Below are 13,077 nucleotides of genomic sequence, written 5' to 3' on the forward strand. Positions count from 1 at the left end.
GCGGCATAAGGAGACTGAGGCGCCGATGTCGGCCATCCGACTGCTCGTGCTGGGCGCGGTCCGTCAGCACGGCCGCGCCCACGGCTACCAGGTCCGGGGAGACCTGGAGTTCTGGGGCGCCCACGAGTGGTCCAACGCCAAACCGGGGTCGATCTACCACGCCCTCAAGGCGATGGCCAAGCAAGGACTGCTCCACGTCCACGACGTCGCCCCGAGCGAGGCCGGCGGCCCCCCGCGCACGGAGTACGAGCTGACAGGGACGGGGGAGGCGGAGTACTTCAAGCTTCTGCGCGAGGCGCTCTCCTCCGTCGACCAGAGGGTCGACGTGCTCACCGCCGGCGTGGGCTTCATCGTCGACCTCCCGCGTGCCGAGGCCGTCGCGTTGCTGAAACGGCGGCTCGCGGCGCTGGAGGAGTGGCGCGAGGACATCCGCGCGCGCTGGACGCCTGCGGAGGGCGAGGACTGGGGTCACATCGGCGAGATCATGGGCATGTGGGTCCACACGGCCGACTGCGGCGCCGAGTGGACCCGGGGCCTGGTCGCCCGTCTGGAGGGGGGCGCCTACGTCATGGCGGGCGAGGGGGACCAGTGGGAGGGGGTCGTCACGGATCCCGCGGACTACGAGCGGCTCAGGCGGGCCGAGCAGTCGGGGCAGGCGGAGTAGCGGGCCTTCCGGGAGCCCGGGACGTGGGCGGCCGGGGAGCGGCTCCGCCTTGCGTCGGATGCTCAACTGCGGTCGTGGACCTAGGGCCAAGGCCCGATGCCGCAGCCTCTACGCGCGAGTAATGTCATGGGCGCACCCGGGGAGCGGCCCTTACGTCGGTGGCTCCCGAGGCTGATTGACTGTCCGAGGAGCAACGATGCCCGTTCGTCTGGACCACACCGTCGTCAACAGCACGCACCGCTTCGAGGGGGCCCGGTTCCTCACCGGACTGCTCGGCGCCCCCGAGCCGGAGGTCAACGGTCCGTTCGCCGCCGTCCGTCTCGACAACGGCGTGACCATCGACTACGCCGACCACATCGTTCCGGCCGACCAGATCACGATGCAGCACTTCGCCTACCTCGTCTCCGACGAGGAGTTCGACGCGATCCACGCCCGGGTCGTCGAGCGGGGACTCGCCTACTGGGCCGACCCGTACCACAAGAAGCCGCAGGAGCTGAACGCCATGAACGGCGGGCGGGGTTTCTACGTGAACGACCCCGACGGTCACAACCTGGAGTTCTTCACCCGGGCGCACTAGGGCACCACGGCCGGGGGCCCTGGACGGCACGGCGGCGAGCCGCCCGCCGTCGTGCGCCGGCACCCTCGCGCGGTACGGGGGTCGCGTGCGGTGGAACGCTTTGCCCTGTGCGGCTCTCTAGCCAGGTGCGCACCGGTTGGCGGTGCTCTGGGCCGGTGCGTCCAGGCCGGAACGTCCGAGGGTTTTCTGATCCATGGGTCTGACGAGCGACACGCTGCTGGTGTCTTCAATGCTGTGCACGGTGCTGATGTTCGCGTTCACGGTGTGGTGGTGGCCGCGCCTGGTGCGGCGTGACTGGAGGCGGGTGCTCGGGCGAGTGGGGCTGATCGTCGTCGTGCAGGCCTTCCTGTTCGCTTCGGTCGCGCTCGCGGCGAACCGCAGCTTCCTGCTCTACGACTCGTGGGCGGACCTCGCCGGCCAGAAGCGCCAGTCGGCCGCGGCGCCCGGCGGGGCGGCCGTGCGGGTCCTCGGCCGGCAGGCCCCGGAGGTGCCCGGTGGCGGGAATCCGCGGTCGGGCGGCGTGATCGAGAAGGTCACACTGCGCGGCGAGCGCTCCCGCACCGCCGCCGAGGCGTACGTGTACCTGCCGCCGGAGTACTTCCAGAAGGGCGGCGAACAGCGGCGGTTCCCCGCGGCCGTCGTCCTGACGGGCTACCCGGGCATGGCCGAGAACCTGGTCAAGGGGCTCCGCTACCCGAAGACGGCGTGGACGCAGGTCAAGCAGAAGAAGATGCAGCCGATGATCCTGGTGATGATGCGGCCCACCATCACGTCCGCCAACACCCAGTGCGTCGACGTGCCCGGGGGCCCGCAGAGCGAGGCGTTCTTCGGTGCGGACGTCACCAGGGCGATATCGAGTACGTACCGCGTCGGCACGGCACCGCGGAACTGGGGCATCATCGGTGATTCGACCGGCGGTTACTGCGCGTTGAAGATGGCGATGCAGCACCCGGAGACCTACGCGGCCGGGGTGGGGCTGTCGGCGGAGTACAAGCCGGAGATCGACGGCGACTCCGGTGACCTCTTCCACGGGAACAAGAACGAGGAGAAGCGGTCCGACCTGCTGTGGCACCTGGACAACCGGCCGCAGGGCAAGTCCTCGTTCCTGGTGACGACTTCGCGGCAGGGGGAGCCCAACTACAAGGCGACCCAGCAGTTCATCAAGAAGGTCAAGGCTCCCGCGCGCGTCTCGTCGATCACCCTTGACCACGGCGGTCACAACTTCAACACCTGGCGCAGGGAGATCCCGCCGGCGCTGAAGTGGATCAGCGGGCGGCTCGGCGCCGAGTGAGGCGAGGCGGGCCGGTGGTACCAGTGCCACCCGGGATACGGACGTTTACTCCATGGTCCCCTCTGCGTGCTGCTGCGTAACCTCGTCGGGTGCCCCCCGGGGCCCGTCCGACGAACCCTGAAGAACGGTGAAGTCCCATGCGTGCACGTACCCGTCTGCTCACTGCCGTCGTGACGGCTGGAATCGCGGTGGGCGGGCTCAGCGCGTGCGGAATGTTCAGGGAGCACTTCGAGGACGACGCCGCGCTGACGCAGAAAATCACCTCTGTCCGGCTGGCCAGTGGTTCCGGAGCGGTCACCCTGCGCGGCAAGGAGGGCGCCGCGAAGGTGGACCTGCACCGGTACGTGGAATACGGCGGGGACCGCCCGGAGGGGACGACGCACCGCGTCGAGAACGGCGTCCTCGTGCTCGGCGGCTGCGGCGACGACTGCTCGGTGGCCTATACGGTCGACCTGCCCGCCGGCATCCCGGTGACGGGCGAGCTCTCCAGCGGCGCGATCAAACTGTCCAAGGCCGGCGCGGTGACGGTGAAGACCGCTTCGGGGGCCATCGACCTCGACGACGTCGACGGTCCGGTCGACGTGGAGGCGTCCAGCGGGGCGATCACCGGGAACGGCCTGAAGGGCGGGCCCGTCAAGGCCAGGACGTCCAGCGGGGCCATCGAGCTCACCGCGACCGAGCCCCAGGACGTCCGCGCGGAGGCCAGCAGCGGAGCCGTCACCCTGACCATGCCCGACGGGCGGTACCGGGTCACCGCCCACAGTGCCAGCGGCGGCAAGGACGTCGCCTTCTCCGACGACGCGACCGGCACGCACCGGCTCGACCTGGCCACCAGCAGCGGGGCCATCACCGTCAAGCGGTCCTGAGGCGCCGCGGACGGCCCGGCGCGCATGCGTTCCTGAGGCCGCCTCGGGACGGCCCGGCGGGCTCGCGGGCCGCGGAGCGCGGAGAGCGCTGCGTGCGCGCCGGGACCAGGCCCCGTGAGGCGCTCACGCGTCGGCTGCGGCGGCCCACTCGACGAGCTCGACCACGACCCCGTTGGGGTCGGTGACCTGGAAGAGCCGCTCGCCCCAGGGCTCCTCCCGCAGCGCCATCGTGATCGCGACGCCTTCGGAGCGCAGCCGGCGCTCCTGTTCCTCGGCGCTGTCCGCGCTGCGCGGTGCGTTCCTGGCCGCCGCCCGGGACTGCGACCCCATCGCGGGCTTCGCGGGGCCCGAGTTCTCCCGCATGATCGCCGACAGCCCGACCCTCGCCACGCGGCTCCGCGACCTCCACGACCAGCGGGAGGAGGCCCTTGCCGAAGCCCTCGCGGACGCCACCGGCGCGGCCCCCGACGACATCACGCCCAGGGCGGTGGCCGCTCAGATCGGTGCCGTGCACCGCGTGTTGTTCCAGCGGATCCAGGAACTCACGCTCGCCGGGTGCGACAACGCCCGGATCTCCGCCCTCGTCGCCGCCGACGCCGAGCGAGTCTTCGGCCTCCTGGAGCCCTCTCTCGCCGACTACGCCGTCCGCGCGCACTGACCCGTGGGGACGGTCCCGCGCTGTCCGTAGTCGGGCAGCTCGAGGTGGGTGGCCTTCTTGCCCTCCGCCAGCATCCAGTCGAGGACGCGGCGGCGGCGGAGCAGCCAGTTGCGGACGGGGAGGCCGAGCCTGCCCGGGGCGAGGAACTTGCCCGTGCGGTCGCCACCCCTCTGGCAGCCCTGGGCGTAGTCGCGGAGCAGGGCCTCGTAGCGGGCGAAGGCGGTGACGTGGTCCCCGCCGGCCGCCGCCAGCTCGCCGGCCAGGACGTACGCGGCGACGACGGCCGTGCCGGTTCCCATGCCGCCGATGGTGGCCCCGCAGGCCGCGTCGCCGATGAGTGTGACGCGGCCGTTGGACCAGCTCGGGACGTCGGCCCGGCTGATGGAGTCGAAGTACAGCTCGTCCGTCTCCTTCAGCGTCTCCAGGAGGTGCGGAACGTCCCAGCCGATGCCGGCGAAGGCCTCGGTGATGAGCGCCTTCTGCTGCTCCGGGTCGTGGCGGTCGTACGCCAGGCGGCCGGCGGCGAAGAGGAAGAAGGCGTGGGCGGTCCCCCGGTCGCGGTTGTCGGTGCCGACGCTGGCGTAGCGCCCGGGCACGTTGACGCCGACCGAACCCTCGCCGAAGCCGATGCCGGGATAGTTGGGCAGGCTCCAGGTGGCCGCGTAGTAACCGAGGTGGCTGAGGTACTCCTCCTCGGGTCCGAAGGCGAGCCGCCGGACGTGGGAGTGGATGCCGTCGGCGCCGACGACGAGGTCGAAGGTGCCGGCCCGGCCGCTGCGGAACCGGACGTGCACGCCGCCGGTGTCCTGCCGGAGCCCGGCTATGGAGTCGCCGAAGAGGTACTCGGCGTACGGCAGGCTGTGTTCGAACAGGACGCGGGCCAGGTCGCCGCGCAGCACCTCGATGTCGCCGCCCGCGAAGTCCGCGGGCAGGCGCAGCCGGGTCCGCCCCTTCTCGTCGACGCAGACCATGGGGGTGCCGCCGGTCTGGATCCGCCGCAGGTCGTCGAGGACGCCCATGCGTTCCAGCACCGTCAGATGCGTGTCGCCGCGGAAGTCGACGGCCTGGCCGCCTTCGCGGAGGTCCGGCGCCACCTCGACGACGGTCACGTCGAAGCCGTGGCGGCCGAGCCAGTAGGCCAGCGCGGGACCGGCGACGCTCGCACCCGAGATCAGAACCTTCTTGCCCATGAGAACTGCCCCTCCTATAACTGCGTCCGCTGGACGCTGTTCTTTATTGTGTACCGTAGACACAGTTATTGGGTCTGGCAAGGGGAGAGGTCGTGACGGACGAACTGAAGCGGTTGCTCTGGGGGCCCCACCCGCAGCCCAGGCGCGGCCCCAAGCCGGCGCTGAGCCTGGACGGCATCGCCCGCGCGGGCGTGGCGATCGCGGACGCGGAGGGCCTGCCGGCCCTGTCGATGCAGCGGGTGGCGGAGCACCTGGGCAAGACGAAGATGTCGCTGTACCGCTACGTCCCGGGCAGGGCGGAACTGGTCGCGCTGATGGTGGAGGCGGCGATCGGCGCCCCGCCCGAGCCCGACGCCGGGGTGTGGCGGGCCCGCCTGACGAACTGGTCCCACGCCCTCTCCGCCGTCTTCGCCCACCACCCCTGGCTGCTGGACGTGACGGTCGGACCCCGGCTGATGGGCCCGAACGAGCTGGCCTGGATGGAGCGGGCCCTGGCCGCGCTGGAGGGCCTGGGGCTCACGGGCGGCGAGCGCATGGACGCGGTGGTCCTGCTGACCGGTCACGTCCGCGGCATCGCCCTCCAGTCGCGCGCGGCCGGAGCGGGCGGGGCGGAGGCCCAACTCGTGGCGGCCCTGGGCGAGGTGATGCGGGAGCACGGCGACGGCTACCCGTCCCTGCTGGCGGCGATGGCGTCCTCGGCCGAGCCCCTCGCCCAGGACCAGGCCCTGGCCTTCGGCCTGGAGCGGATCCTGGACGGCCTGGAGGTGCTGATCGCGCGGCGGGCGGGCGGGTCACCGGCCGGCTCCTGACTGCCGTCGGACGGGCCGCCGGCCCGGGCTTGCACCTCACGTCGCGTGAGCCCTCACCGTGGAGCGTGCACACCGAGATAAGGAGCGGACGTGAGCTACACCGTGGGACAGGTCGCGGCCTTCGCCGGCGTGACCGTACGGACGCTGCACCACTACGACGAGATCGGCCTCCTGCCGTCCGGGCGCAGCCGCGCCGGGCACCGGCAGTACGAGGACGCCGACCTCGACCGGCTGCAGCAGATCCTCTTCTACCGGGAGCTCGGGTTTCCGCTCGACGAGGTGGCGGTGCTGCTGGACGACCCGGGCGCCGAACCGGTCGCGCACCTGCGGCGGCAGCACGAGCTGCTGACCGGCCGGATCGACCGGCTCCAGCGGATGGCCGCCGCCGTGGAGCACGCCATGGAGGCACGAAAGATGGGCATCGACCTGACCCCCGAGGAGAAGTTCGAGGTCTTCGGAGACTTCGACCCCGACGCACACGCGGCCGAGGCCGAGCGGCGCTGGGGCGGCGGCGACCCGTACACGGAGTCGCAGCGCCGGGCGGCCGCGTACACGAAGGAGGACTGGCTGCGGATCAAGGAAGCCGCCGACGGGCTCAACGCCCGGATCGCCGCGCTGATGGAGACCGGCGCGGCGCCCGAGTCGGAGGCGGCGATGGACCTGGCGGAGGAGCACCGGCAGCAGATCAGCGCGTCGTTCTACGGGTGCTCGTACGAGATCCACACCGGTCTCGCCGAGATGTACGTCGCCGACGAGCGCTTCACCGCCACCTACGAGGCCGTCCGGCCCGGGATGGCCGCCTTCCTGCGGGACGCGATCTTCGCCAACGCGATCCGCAAGGTCTGAGCCGGGGCCCGGCCCGGTGGTGGTCGCTCAGCGCTCGGGGGCGATCACCACTGCCGTGCCGTACGCACAGACCTCCGTGCCCACGTCCGCCGCCTCCGTGACGTCGAAGCGGAACATCAGGACCGCGTTCGCCCCCCGCGCCTTGGCCTGCTGGACCAGGCGCTCCATGGCCTGGTTGCGGGTCTCCACGAGCGTCTTGGTCAGGCCCTTGAGCTCACCGCCGACGAGGGACTTCAGCCCCGCGCCGATCTGGCTGCCGATGTGGCGGGAGCGCACCGTGAGGCCGAAGACCTCGCCGATGACCCGCTCCACCCGGTACCCGGGAACATCGTTGGTCGTGACCACGAGCACGTCGGCCTTCTCGTGCTGGCCGCCACCGAAATCCTCGATGCCCATGCCATCCACCTCCGTCTGTCTGTGCAGTTTTGCCGGTCGCCGTCCTTGACGCACTCTGGAGGGGCGCGGTTGCTCCAGTCGGGCGTACGGCCCGGTCCTCTTCTGGAACCGGGAGGGCGGCGGCCGCGTTGATAGCTTTGGGCCGCACATCGCCTCCCCCGCCTGTGGCCGGGTCTCGCACGAGCCTGCGCCCTCGACCCAGGAGCCACACACTAGTGACCCCGACCACCCTCGCGCTCGGCCCCCAGTGGCTGGACTCGGACTATCTGATCACCCAGTTCGGGTTGGTCGGCGTCCTGGCCATCGTCTTCGCCGAGTCGGGCCTCCTCATCGGCTTCTTCCTGCCGGGCGACTCCCTGCTCTTCACGACCGGTCTCCTGGTCACGACGGGCCAGCTGGACTACCCGCTGTGGGCGGTGTGCGCACTCGTCGTGCTCGCGGCGGTCCTCGGTGACCAGGCGGGCTACCTCTTCGGCCGGAAGGTGGGCCCGGCGCTGTTCCGGCGCCCGGACTCGAAGCTCTTCAAACAGGAGAACGTCGAGAAGGCCCATGAGTTCTTCGAGAAGTACGGGCCGAAGTCGCTGGTCCTGGCGCGCTTCGTGCCGGTGATCCGGACCTTCACGCCGATCATCGCCGGCGTGAGCCGGATGAACTACCGCTCCTTCCTCACCTTCAACGTCATCGGTGGCGCCCTGTGGGGCGGTGGCGTGACCGCGCTGGGCGCGGCGCTCGGCAAGGTGGAGTTCGTCCACAAGCACATCGAGCTGATGCTGGTCGCGATCGTGCTGATCTCGGTCGTGCCGATCGCCATCGAGTTCCTGCGCGCCCGTTCCAAGGCGAAGAAGGCGGAGGCGGAGGCTCCGGCCGAGGACGCCCCGTCCCCGGCCACCCCGCCCCCGGGCGGCGGCTTCCCCGGGGTCGGCTTCGGCGGCGGTGTGCAGGGTCGCGGCGCGTACGACGACGACCAGCGGGGCGGCGGTCAGGAGGGCGGTCAGTACGGTGACCGTCCCCAGCAGTCCGGTGCGTACGGGAACCCCCAGCAGGGTGGCGCGTACGGGAACGCTCCGCAGCAGCCCACCGGATACGGCCACCGTCCCCCGCAGCAGCCCGCCGGGTACGGCAATGCTCCGCAGCCGCCCGGTGTGTACGGGAACCCCCAGCAGGGTGGCGCGTACGGGAATGCTCCGCAGCGGTCGGATGTGTTCGGTGACCGGCCCTCGCAGCAGCCCGCCGGGTACGGCAATGCTCCGCAGCCGCCCGGTGTGTACGGGAACCCCGCGCAGGGTGGCCCGTATGGGAATGCTCCGCAGCAGCCGGACGCGTTTGGTAACCGTCCTCCGCAGCAGCCCACCGGACACGGGAACGCCCCGCAGCAGCCCGCCGCCTATGGCAATGCTCCGCAGCAGCCGGACGCGTTCGGTAACCGTCCTCCGCAGCAGCCCACCGGACACGGGAACGCCCCGCAGCAGCCCGCCGCCTATGGCAATGCTCCGCAGCAGCCGGACGCGTTCGGTAACCGTCCTCCGCAGCAGCCCACCGGGTACGGGAACGCTCCCCAGCAGCCCACCGGATACGGCAACCGCCCCCCGCAGCAGCCCGCCTACGGCAACGCACCCCAGCAGGGTGACGGCTACGGCAACGCCCCGCAGGGGGCCTACGGCGGTGGCTACGGGAACCCGGGCCACGGCGGTCAGGACCACACCGCCCCGCAGGCCGGCGCCCCGCACGGCGGTCACCACGACGGCGGCCCCGGCGGGCACGGTCACGCCGCGGACGCCCCCGCCGCCCCCGGCGAGGGCTACGACGGCTATGACGGACACGACGGGCACGACGGCCCCGACTACCCGCCCTCGCAGCGCGGGCGCCACGCCCGCCGCTGACCCACCTCCCTGAGGCTGCCCTTCCGCTTGCAGGGCCCCCAGTGCGCGCCCGTAGGTCCCATCAGGCATGGTGGCCGTAGCAGCAGGGCGTACCGAGGAGCGTGTGGTGGCGGATCGGCAGCGTGGCGGCGGTGTTTCGGACCCGGAGGCGGGCGAGGACCGCAAGCCCCAGTCCGACGAGGCGCACAGCGCCTTCACACCGCCTCTGGGCGTACCCCTGCCGCCGACGCCGGAGGACGACCACCCCACGTCGGAGTTCGCCCTTCCGCAGGGGGTGAGCCCCGAGCCGGAGGCCGAGCCCGAGGGGTCGGCGTTCGCCCCGCCCTCGTCGGGCACCACGCAGTCCACGCAGTTCCCCGCCTTCACGCCGCCCTACGGCATACCCAAGGTCAGCCTCGTCAAGGAGGCGCCCTGGCAGGACCGCATGCGCACGATGCTGCGCATGCCGCTCGCCGAGCGGCCCGTGCCCGAGCGGCCCGACCGGCAGGAGGAGGCCGGTCCGCCCGTCCCGCGCGTGCTCGACCTGACGCTGCGCATCGGCGAGCTGCTGCTCGCGGGCGGCGAGGGGGCCGAGGACGTGGAGGCGGCGATGTTCGGCGTCGCCCACGCCTACGGGCTCGGGCGCTGCGAGCCGACCGTGACCTTCACGCTGCTGACCGTCAGCTATCAGCCCTCGCTCGTCGACGACCCCGTCACCGCCAACCGCACGGTGCGGCGGCGCGGCACCGACTACACCCGGCTGAACGCCGTCTTCCGGCTCGTCCACGACATCACCAGCACGGGCCTGACTTTGGAGGAGGCCTACCGCCGCCTGGCCGAGATGCGCCGCAACCGCCACCCCTACCCCGGCTGGGGCCTCACCCTGGCCTCCGGGCTGCTCGCGGGCGCGGCGAGCATGCTCGTGGGCGGCGGTGTCGTGGTGTTCCTCGCGGCGGCGGCCGGCGCGATGCTCGGCGACCGGCTGGCATGGCTGGCGTCGGGGCGCGGGCTGCCGGAGTTCTACCAGTTCGTGGCGGCCGCGATGGCGCCGGCGGCGATGGGCGTGGCGCTGAGCGCCAGCCACGCGCACGTGCAGGCCTCCGCCGTGATCACGGGTGGGCTGTTCGCCCTGATCCCCGGGCGGGCGCTGGTGGCGGGCGTCCAGGACGGCCTGACCGGTTACTACATCACCGCGGCGGCGCGCCTGCTGGAGGTCGGCTATCTGATCGCGGGCATCGTCTGCGGCGTGCTCATCGTGCTCTACGGCGGCGTGCACGTCGGCGGCAGAACGCTCAACCCTGAGGCGGCGCTGGAGCACGTGGAGCGGCCGGGCATCCAGATCGTCGCGGCGATGCTGCTGGTGTTCGCCTTCGCGGTGCTGCTCCAGCAGGAACGTCACACCGTGTGGATCGCGACGCTCAACGGCGGAGTCGCCTGGGTGATCTACGCGTCGCTCGCCGACACCATCGGGGCCGACCCGGTACCGGCGACGGCCGTCGCGGCCGGGCTCGTGGGCCTCTTCGGGCAGCTCTTCGCCCGTTACCGCTACGCGTCCGCGCTGCCGTACGTGACCGCGGCGATCGGGCCGCTGCTGCCCGGTAGCGCCGTCTACTTCGCGCTGCTGAACTTCGCGAAGAACGAGATGAGCGCCGGCATGGCCAGCCTCACCAAGGCCGCCGCGCTGGCGCTCGCCATCGCGATCGGCGTGAACCTCGGGTCCGAGATGGCCCGGCTGTTCCTGAAGGTGCCCGGGGAGGCGGCGGGACGCCGGGCGGCAAAGCGGACGCGCGGCTTCTAGTCGTACGAAGCCGCGCGTGCCGTCACCTCAGGGTGCTGCTCAGTGGTGCGAGCCGCCCGCGGCCTCAAGGCGCTTGTAGGAGGCCTCGATCTCGGCCTCGGCCTCGGCGCGGCCGACCCAGTCGGCGCCCTCGACGGACTTGCCCGGCTCCAGGTCCTTGTAGACCTCGAAGAAGTGCTGGATCTCGAGGCGGTCGAACTCCGACACGTGGTGGATGTCGCGCAGGTGCTCCACGCGCGGGTCGTTCGCGGGGACGCACAGCAGCTTGTCGTCGCCGCCGGCCTCGTCCGTCATGCGGAACATGCCGATGGCGCGGCACTTGATGAGGCAGCCGGGGAACGTCGGCTCGTCGAGGATGACCATGGCGTCCAGCGGGTCGCCGTCCTCACCGAGGGTGTTCTCGACGAAGCCGTAGTCGGCCGGGTAGCTGGTCGAGGTGAAGAGTCGGCGGTCCAGACGGATGCGACCGGTCTCGTGGTCCACCTCGTACTTGTTCCGCGAACCCTTCGGGATCTCGATGGTGACGTCGAACTCCACGGGTGGCTCCTTCATGATCAACACATACGTCTGGTGATTAAGTGTCCCTCACGCAGGTGTGTGGTGGCGAAAGGGGCTGGTCCGTCGTGCCTGAGGCCGGACGCTGGCAGGTCGCTTGGTGGCTCGGACGTTGGCGGGACGCCCCCCTGGCACAACGACGGACCGTGCGGTTCGTCGCCGTGTCCACCGTCGCCGGCCTGGTGGTCGCGACCGGCGCGGTGGCCGCGGCCGGTCCCTGGGACGGGGGTCAGCGTAAGGCCGAACGGGACCGCGCCGCCGCCGGAACGCGCGCGGGTGGCGGGGATCACGGCGGCGCCGGACGGGCCGGCGGCGCCGGAGCCGGCCGTCGTGCCGCACCGCCGGTGCTGGGCGCGCTCGGGGGCGGCGCGGCCCGGGCCGCCGGGCTCGCCGGGGTGCTGGATCCGCTGCTGAAGGACGCCGCGCTGGGCCCGGAGCCCTCGGCCGCCGTGTACGACGCCGGGACGGGGGAGCGGCTCTACGGGGCCGGACAGGACACCGGCTACACCCCGGCCTCGACCATAAAGCTGGCCACGGCCGCCGCCGCCCTCGCGGCGCTGGGCCCCGAGCACCGCATCGAGACCACGGTGGTGGCCGGGAGCGACGGCGTCGTCCTCGTGGGCGGCGGCGACCCCACCTTGACGGCCCGCCCGGTGAAGGGGGAGGGGCCGCGTTTCGCGAGCCTCGGCGACCTGGCGGACGCCACCGTCAAGGCTCTGAAGGCGCGGGGCACGACGCGCACGAGGCTCGCGTACGACGCCTCGCGGTACTCCGGGCCCCCGCTGCACCCGATCGGCCCCAACGAGAACCTCGCGCCCGTCAGCGCGCTCATGGCCGACGAGGGGCGCCTGGACGACTCGGACCGAGGGGTCGCCGACCGGACGGCCGAGCCGGCGGCGGACGCGGCGCGGAAGTTCGCCGCGATGCTGCGGGAGCGGGGCGTGGAGGTCGAGGGCGAGCCCGCCGAGGGCCGCGCGGACGCGAAGGCCGAACGCCTCGCCACCGTCTCCTCGGCGCCGCTCGCCGACCTCGTCGAGCGGGCCCTCACCAACAGCGACAACGACGTCGCCGAGGCCCTGGCCCGCCAGACCGCGCTGGCCTCCGGCCGGCCGGCGAGCTTCGAGGGCGCCGCGCAGGCCGTGACCGAGCGGCTGACGGGGCTGGGCCTGCCGATGGCCGGCGTGCACATCGCCGACGGCAGCGGCCTGGACCGTTCCGGCCGGGCCTCGGCGGACTTCCTGGCGCGGCTGCTGCTGCGGTCGGCCTCGGCGGACTCCGCCCGGCTCCGGCCCGTCCTCACGGGCCTGCCGGTGGCCGGTTTCACGGGGACGCTGCGGGAGCGCTACGGCCGGGAGGTGGCGGGGCGGGCGTCCGTACGCGCCAAGACGGGGACGCTGACGGGTGTGAACACGCTGGCCGGGACGGCCGTGACGGCCGGGGGGCGGCTGCTGGTCTTCGCGTTCATGGCCTCCGGGACGGCCGACGCGGGCGGGGCGCAGCAGGCGCTGGACCGCTTGGCATCGGCGTTGGCCGAGGCGGGGTAAGCCCTCCTCGCCGGTCCCGTGCAC

The 13,077-nt window shown here is 72.4% G+C and carries 12 protein-coding genes and 2 pseudogenes; 10 read left to right on the top strand and 4 right to left on the bottom strand.

Annotated features, from left to right (window positions below; genetic code table 11):
* Window positions 1-25: 25 nt before the first annotated feature.
* The 4 genes from CYQ11_RS16650 to CYQ11_RS16665 all read left to right on the top strand — a co-directional run bounded on the left by CYQ11_RS16650 (window position 26) and on the right by CYQ11_RS16665 (window position 3,398).
* Window positions 26-664: a PadR family transcriptional regulator gene (locus CYQ11_RS16650; protein WP_099199774.1), complete on the top strand. Its 639-nt coding sequence runs from the start codon at window positions 26-28 to the stop codon at window positions 662-664.
* Between the two features lie 196 nt (window positions 665-860).
* Window positions 861-1,241, top strand: a complete 381-nt coding sequence (locus CYQ11_RS16655) for a VOC family protein (RefSeq protein WP_099199773.1) — start codon at window positions 861-863, stop codon at window positions 1,239-1,241.
* Between the two features lie 193 nt (window positions 1,242-1,434).
* Complete coding sequence (locus CYQ11_RS16660; RefSeq protein WP_099199772.1) at window positions 1,435-2,532, top strand: alpha/beta hydrolase; 1,098 nt, start codon at window positions 1,435-1,437, stop codon at window positions 2,530-2,532.
* Window positions 2,533-2,669: 137 nt separating this feature from the next.
* Window positions 2,670-3,398 (top strand): DUF4097 family beta strand repeat-containing protein, encoded by a 729-nt coding sequence (locus tag CYQ11_RS16665; RefSeq protein ID WP_099199771.1) that lies wholly within the window; start codon window positions 2,670-2,672, stop codon window positions 3,396-3,398.
* Between the two features lie 123 nt (window positions 3,399-3,521).
* Here the strand turns inward: CYQ11_RS16665 and CYQ11_RS30315 are convergent.
* A pseudogene (locus tag CYQ11_RS30315) lies at window positions 3,522-3,665 on the bottom strand (VOC family protein); the annotation flags it as partial.
* 7 nt (window positions 3,666-3,672) lie between these two features.
* Here CYQ11_RS30315 and CYQ11_RS16675 point away from each other — a divergent pair.
* Window positions 3,673-4,056, top strand: a pseudogene (locus CYQ11_RS16675) (acyl-CoA-like ligand-binding transcription factor); the annotation flags it as partial.
* Here the strand turns inward: CYQ11_RS16675 and CYQ11_RS16680 are convergent.
* On the bottom strand, window positions 4,035-5,246 hold the full coding sequence (locus CYQ11_RS16680) for an FAD-dependent monooxygenase (RefSeq protein ID WP_099199770.1): 1,212 nt from the start codon (window positions 5,244-5,246) through the stop codon (window positions 4,035-4,037). The pseudogene CYQ11_RS16675 and the gene CYQ11_RS16680 overlap by 22 nt on opposite strands.
* Before the next feature lie 92 nt (window positions 5,247-5,338).
* Between CYQ11_RS16680 and CYQ11_RS16685 the strand changes: the two genes are divergently transcribed.
* Window positions 5,339-6,055, top strand: coding sequence for a TetR/AcrR family transcriptional regulator C-terminal domain-containing protein (locus CYQ11_RS16685; RefSeq protein WP_240003437.1), 717 nt, complete (start codon window positions 5,339-5,341; stop codon window positions 6,053-6,055).
* Between the two features lie 90 nt (window positions 6,056-6,145).
* On the top strand, window positions 6,146-6,901 hold the full coding sequence (locus CYQ11_RS16690; protein ID WP_099199769.1) for a MerR family transcriptional regulator: 756 nt from the start codon (window positions 6,146-6,148) through the stop codon (window positions 6,899-6,901).
* A 27-nt stretch (window positions 6,902-6,928) separates the two neighbouring features.
* Here the strand turns inward: CYQ11_RS16690 and CYQ11_RS16695 are convergent, their stop codons facing one another.
* Complete coding sequence (locus CYQ11_RS16695) at window positions 6,929-7,297, bottom strand: YbjQ family protein (protein WP_099199768.1); 369 nt, start codon at window positions 7,295-7,297, stop codon at window positions 6,929-6,931.
* Between the two features lie 215 nt (window positions 7,298-7,512).
* On the opposite strand from CYQ11_RS16695, the gene CYQ11_RS30320 reads away from it, so the two are divergent.
* Together CYQ11_RS30320 and CYQ11_RS16705 are read left to right on the top strand one after the other, a co-directional pair.
* On the top strand, window positions 7,513-9,177 hold the full coding sequence (locus CYQ11_RS30320; protein WP_240003436.1) for a DedA family protein: 1,665 nt from the start codon (window positions 7,513-7,515) through the stop codon (window positions 9,175-9,177).
* A gap of 67 nt (window positions 9,178-9,244) precedes the next feature.
* Window positions 9,245-10,954, top strand: a complete 1,710-nt coding sequence (locus CYQ11_RS16705) for a threonine/serine exporter family protein (RefSeq protein ID WP_099199767.1) — start codon at window positions 9,245-9,247, stop codon at window positions 10,952-10,954.
* A 39-nt stretch (window positions 10,955-10,993) separates the two neighbouring features.
* Here CYQ11_RS16705 and CYQ11_RS16710 read toward each other — a convergent pair whose 3' ends face one another.
* Complete coding sequence (locus tag CYQ11_RS16710; protein ID WP_071962293.1) at window positions 10,994-11,491, bottom strand: inorganic diphosphatase; 498 nt, start codon at window positions 11,489-11,491, stop codon at window positions 10,994-10,996.
* Window positions 11,492-11,577: 86 nt separating this feature from the next.
* Here CYQ11_RS16710 and dacB point away from each other — a divergent pair, with 86 nt between their 5' ends.
* Window positions 11,578-13,053, top strand: a complete 1,476-nt coding sequence (gene dacB, locus CYQ11_RS16715; RefSeq protein ID WP_243469278.1) for a D-alanyl-D-alanine carboxypeptidase/D-alanyl-D-alanine endopeptidase — start codon at window positions 11,578-11,580, stop codon at window positions 13,051-13,053.
* The last annotated feature ends 24 nt before the right edge of the window (window positions 13,054-13,077 follow it).

The sequence above is a fragment of the Streptomyces cinnamoneus genome (genome assembly GCF_002939475.1).
In the GTDB taxonomy this organism is placed as follows: domain Bacteria; phylum Actinomycetota; class Actinomycetes; order Streptomycetales; family Streptomycetaceae; genus Streptomyces; species Streptomyces cinnamoneus_A.

Bases quoted from the DNA above. Each gene is read 5' to 3' on its own strand.
- CYQ11_RS16680 (WP_099199770.1), bottom strand. From the start codon at position 5,246: ATGGGCAAGAAGGTTCTGATCTCGGGTGCGAGCGTCGCCGGTCCCGCG.
- CYQ11_RS16665 (WP_099199771.1), top strand. From the start codon at position 2,670: ATGCGTGCACGTACCCGTCTGCTCACTGCCGTCGTGACGGCTGGAATC.
- CYQ11_RS16660 (WP_099199772.1), top strand. From the start codon at position 1,435: ATGGGTCTGACGAGCGACACGCTGCTGGTGTCTTCAATGCTGTGCACG.
- CYQ11_RS16695 (WP_099199768.1), bottom strand. From the start codon at position 7,297: ATGGGCATCGAGGATTTCGGTGGCGGCCAGCACGAGAAGGCCGACGTG.
- CYQ11_RS16650 (WP_099199774.1), top strand. From the start codon at position 26: ATGTCGGCCATCCGACTGCTCGTGCTGGGCGCGGTCCGTCAGCACGGC.
- CYQ11_RS16705 (WP_099199767.1), top strand. From the start codon at position 9,245: ATGGTGGCCGTAGCAGCAGGGCGTACCGAGGAGCGTGTGGTGGCGGAT.
- CYQ11_RS16655 (WP_099199773.1), top strand. From the start codon at position 861: ATGCCCGTTCGTCTGGACCACACCGTCGTCAACAGCACGCACCGCTTC.